The 3,971-nt window shown below is 69.2% G+C and carries 5 protein-coding genes; 2 read left to right on the top strand and 3 right to left on the bottom strand.

Translation table 11 applies throughout. The features are described from left to right. Positions 1-138: 138 nt before the first annotated feature. Entirely contained in the window at positions 139-1,113 is a 975-nt protein-coding gene (locus QZY48_RS21925) for a peptidase U32 family protein (protein ID WP_295435141.1), read from the bottom strand. A 101-nt stretch (positions 1,114-1,214) separates the two neighbouring features. On the opposite strand from QZY48_RS21925, the gene QZY48_RS21920 reads away from it, so the two are divergent. Further along, on the top strand, positions 1,215-1,352 hold the full coding sequence (locus QZY48_RS21920; protein WP_295435139.1) for a hypothetical protein: 138 nt from the start codon (positions 1,215-1,217) through the stop codon (positions 1,350-1,352). Here QZY48_RS21920 and QZY48_RS21915 read toward each other — a convergent pair. Beyond that, positions 1,349-2,446: a histidinol-phosphate transaminase gene (locus tag QZY48_RS21915; RefSeq protein ID WP_295435138.1), complete on the bottom strand. Its 1,098-nt coding sequence runs from the start codon at positions 2,444-2,446 to the stop codon at positions 1,349-1,351. The two genes, QZY48_RS21920 and QZY48_RS21915, sit on opposite strands and share 4 nt — an antisense overlap. Then, complete coding sequence (locus QZY48_RS21910; protein ID WP_295435136.1) at positions 2,443-2,913, bottom strand: dual specificity protein phosphatase; 471 nt, start codon at positions 2,911-2,913, stop codon at positions 2,443-2,445. Before QZY48_RS21910 ends, QZY48_RS21915 begins: the two co-directional genes overlap by 4 nt. A 425-nt stretch (positions 2,914-3,338) precedes the next feature. Here QZY48_RS21910 and QZY48_RS21905 point away from each other — a divergent pair. Next, on the top strand, positions 3,339-3,971 hold a 633-nt coding region (locus QZY48_RS21905), incomplete at its 3' end, for a type IIL restriction-modification enzyme MmeI (protein WP_366929749.1).

Raw genomic sequence — 3,971 nt, 5'->3', positions numbered from 1 at the left:
CGTTGTCGTTGTCGTAATCGAGGTTATCGTAGTGCCCCGGATTCCCTCGCACGCCAAGTTGCAGCGATTCTCCGATTACGACTACGACAACGACAACGACAACGATCGTGTTTATGTTTAACTTGTTCTTGTCGTGACTCAGGCCGCCCGGGCGTCGGCGGCATAGGTCTCGGCCTGACCGATGAGACGGGTATCGCGCTGCCCGCGCTCGGCGCGCCAGCGGCGGCGAAACTCCTCCAGCGGCTCGCGCAAATCAGTGAGGTCCGGGTGGTCGCTCGCCAGAATACGATCGAGCGCGCGGCGGTAGAGCCGGGTGAGCCCCCGCACCAGCTCGGTGGAGCGGTCGCGTCCGGGCACCTTCAGGCAGTTCACGCCCGCCCCCAGATAGGCCGGCAGCTCGTCGAGCCAGAGCGCCGGGTTGCTCTTGATGGTCAGGTCCTCGATCAGGGAGGTCCCGCCGCAGTTCAATTGCCAGGGCGTCTGACAGACCCGCAGACAGTCCCCGCCGCGGCTGGCGGAGCCGTAGAACTGGTCCTTGCCGTGCTCGTCGAGTTCGCGCTTGAATGAGAAATAGCTCGACATCATGCACTTGCCGGGACAGATCTTGCCGCCCGAGGGGGTCTTGAAGAGGAAGACCTCAATGCCGACGCCGGTGGTCGCGGTAATCTCGGCGATCTCCGCGACGCTGAGCCGATAGGGGAGCACCACATAGGTCGCGCCCATCTCGGCCAGGAAGCGCACGTCCTCGACATTGGTGATGCCGCAGCCGACGCTGGTATGCACCTGGGCCGCGGGCACCAGGTCGCGCAACAGCCGCATACAGCCGATGTCGCTGACCATGAAGCCCTGCGCGCCCCAGTCCGAATACCGGCGCACGTGTTCGATGAACATCGGCACCTCGGTGGAACTGGGCATGGTGTTGACCACGATGCGCACCTCCTTGCCGCGCGCCGCCGCGTAGTCGATGACCCGGCGAATCTGGTCGTCCGACATCTCGAAGAGCGAGCCGCGCCGCGACCAGCCCATCACGCCGACATAGACGGCCTCCGCGCCCTCGTCCAGCACGGCCTTCGCCATCTCCTCGGTGCCCCCGGGGGCCATCATCAAGACCATTGCATCAACCTCCGCCATCAGTTTTCGGTAGCCGCCGGCCGGGGTGCGGCAGGTGGTCGAGAAAGATCCGTAACGAGTCAAGAACAAGTTAAACGCGATCGGTGGTTTTCGTTGTCGTTGTCGTTGTCGTAATCGGAGAATCGCTGCAACTTGGCGTGCGAGGGAATCCGGGGCAATACGATAACCTCGATTACGACAACGACAACGACAACGACAACGGTGCTCAGAATATTCCCTAATAGCGTTTATTTGCCGAAAAAAGATCGCCGTCCAGGGCAAGGTGCGTCCCACGCCGGGTGTTCCAGCCGTTCCCGCCCCGCGGCGGCCAGACCGCATCCAGCGCGGCGAAGAAGCGCGCGTGGTCCGGCGCCCGGCCGCAACTGACGCGGATGTGGTCGTCGAGGCCGTAACGCCCGAGTTCCTTGACCAGCACGCCCTGGGCCGCGAGGCGCAGGACCAGCCCGGCGCCGTCGCCGACCCGCACCAGCACGAAATTGGCCTGCGAGGGCACCGGGTCGAACCCGCGCGCCGCCAGCCCCGCGAAGAGTTCCTCCCGACCGCGGCGATTGAGTTCGATCGTGGCCGCGACGTGCGCCTCGTCCTCCAGGGCCGCGAGCGCCGCCGCCTGGGCCAGCGTATTGGTGTTGAACTGCTGATGCTCGGCCTGCATGCGCGCGATCAGGTCCGGGGTCGCGACGGCATAGCCCACGCGCAGCCCGGCCAGGCCGTGCACCTTGGAGAACGAGCGCAGGGCGACGACCGGCCGACCGGCCTGCAACAGGTCCACGGCGTCCGGCAGTGACGCGTCGGCGACGAAGTCGCGATAGGCCTCGTCCAGGATCAGGGTGACCCCCGCCGGCAGCCGATCGAGAAACGCGAGCAGGGCCGTGCGCCCGATCAGGGTGCCGGTCGGATTGCCCGGGTTGCCCAGCACCAGCAGTCGTGTGCGGGAGTCGATCTGCCCCAGCATGGCCGTCAGGTCGTCGCGGTAGTCCCGGGCCGGCACCAGCACCGCCTGCCCGCCGGCCCGGCGGACCGCCCCGCGGTAGGCGGGGAAGCCGGGCGTGCCCAGGATGACCTTCTCACCCGGCGCAATCAGGCCGCGCACGGCGAGATCCAGGACCTCGCAGGAGCCGTTGCCGATTGCGATCTGCCGCGCGCTCACCCCCAGGCGCAGGGCCAGTGCCGCCTTCAGCCGGGTGCAGGCACGGTCCGGGTAGCGGTGCAGCCCGCCCATGGCCGCCGCCAGCGCGGCCAGCGCCTTAGGCGAGGGGCCGAGCGGGTTCTCGTTCGCCGACAGGTCGACCGGGGGCCGGGCGGGGGGCGCGCTCATGCCGGCCGGGTTGGTGCGGGTGGGCGCGGTGAGTCGCTGGCGGAGGCCGCGATCGGCCCCTCGTCATCGAAATGCGCGTAAATGGAGTCGAGCAGGGCCGGGTGGGGCTGCGCCTGCGGTCGGGCGCGCACCACCGCGGCCAGCGCGCGCGGGATGGTCAGCCCGCGGCACTGGCGCAGGTAGCACACCGCAATCGCCGGCGAGCGCGAGATACCCATCTGACAATGGACTAGCACGCGGCGGCCGACGGCGATCTGCGCCGCGATCAGCCCCACCGCTTGCGCGATAGTTGCCCCCGGTAGGGGTTCCCGATCGGCGACCGCGAGATAGACCTGGCGCGGACCCGTGACCGCCACCGGGGCCAGACTGAGCACGAACCCGATCCCGGCCGCGCGCAGCAGCCCCGGCGCCTGGGCCTCGTCCCGCCCGCCGACGGCCAGATGATCGGTGATGAAGTCGATGCTCAAGGGTTCCCCAAGGTGTGGCGTGGTCAGCCGACCGGCAGCCCCCGGTTCGGGGTGCTCCGGCAGTCGTCCGGCATAACAGCAGTAAACATGCCGGAATCCGGCCCGGCGGGTCGGGACGGCAGGCAGCGGTGTCCCGACGCGGGTCCGGCGACTGCCGGCCACCCCGCGCGGCGCCTTCGTGCGCGGCGCGCGCCCCGGCGCTGGCCCGCGACTGTCCCAGCGATTTCAGTCAGCGGGCAGCGAGTGTCACGGCCATGACACAGCACAACTGGAGGTCGACGCTTCAGCGGGCGGCCCTCCCGCTAAAGCGTCGACCTCCGGTTGGGCGCAAGGCCCCTGGTCGAACGCACGGGAGTTGGTGAATAGGCGCCACCCCGGTTAGCATCCACGACCAACCAGTCCCCCGCGCCCCGAGAGCCCGACCCATGGACGACACCGCCCGCGACGACCCGCCCCCCAACGACGGCCTCGCCCCCGCCCTCATCGACGCCTTCATCGCCCGCTGGTCCGCCGCCACCGGCACCGAGCGGGCCAACTACCAGCTCTTCCTGACCGAGCTGTGCACCCTGCTCGCCCTCCCCCAGCCGGACCCGGCGCGCGGCGACCGTGAAGACAACGCCTATTGCTTCGAGCACCGGGTCATCTTCCAGCACGGCGACGGTATCCAGAGCCAAGGCTTCATCGACCTGTATCGGCGCGCCTGCTATGTGCTGGAGTGCAAACAGACCGGCCTGACACTCGACACCGGCGGCTGGGACAAGGCCATGCTGCGCGCCCATGGCCAGGCGGTGCAGTATGTGCGCGCCCTGCCGCCGCCGGAGGGCCGCCCGCCCTTCGTCGTGGTGGTCGACGTGGGGCGCAGCATCGAACTCTACAGCGAGTTCAGCCGCAGCGGCGGGGCCTACATCCCCTACCCGGACCCGCGCTCGCACCGCATCCGTCTGGAGGATCTCCGCCGCCCTGAGATCCGCGCCCGCCTGCGCGCCCTCTGGCTCGATCCCTTGAGCCTCGACCCCAGCCGCCACGCCGCCCGCGTCACCCGCGACATCGCCGCCCGG

This window comes from uncultured Thiodictyon sp., from assembly GCF_903828115.1.
Lineage (GTDB): Bacteria > Pseudomonadota > Gammaproteobacteria > Chromatiales > Chromatiaceae > Thiodictyon.
The sequence above is the reverse complement of the archived record's forward strand: the minus strand, read 5'-3'. Positions and strand labels throughout refer to the sequence as shown.

Excerpts from the sequence above, each read along its gene's own strand:
- QZY48_RS21925 (WP_295435141.1), bottom strand. The coding sequence starts at position 1,113 with ATGGTCTTGATGATGGCCCCCGGGGGCACCGAGGAGATGGCGAAGGCC.
- QZY48_RS21915 (WP_295435138.1), bottom strand. The coding sequence starts at position 2,446 with ATGAGCGCGCCCCCCGCCCGGCCCCCGGTCGACCTGTCGGCGAACGAG.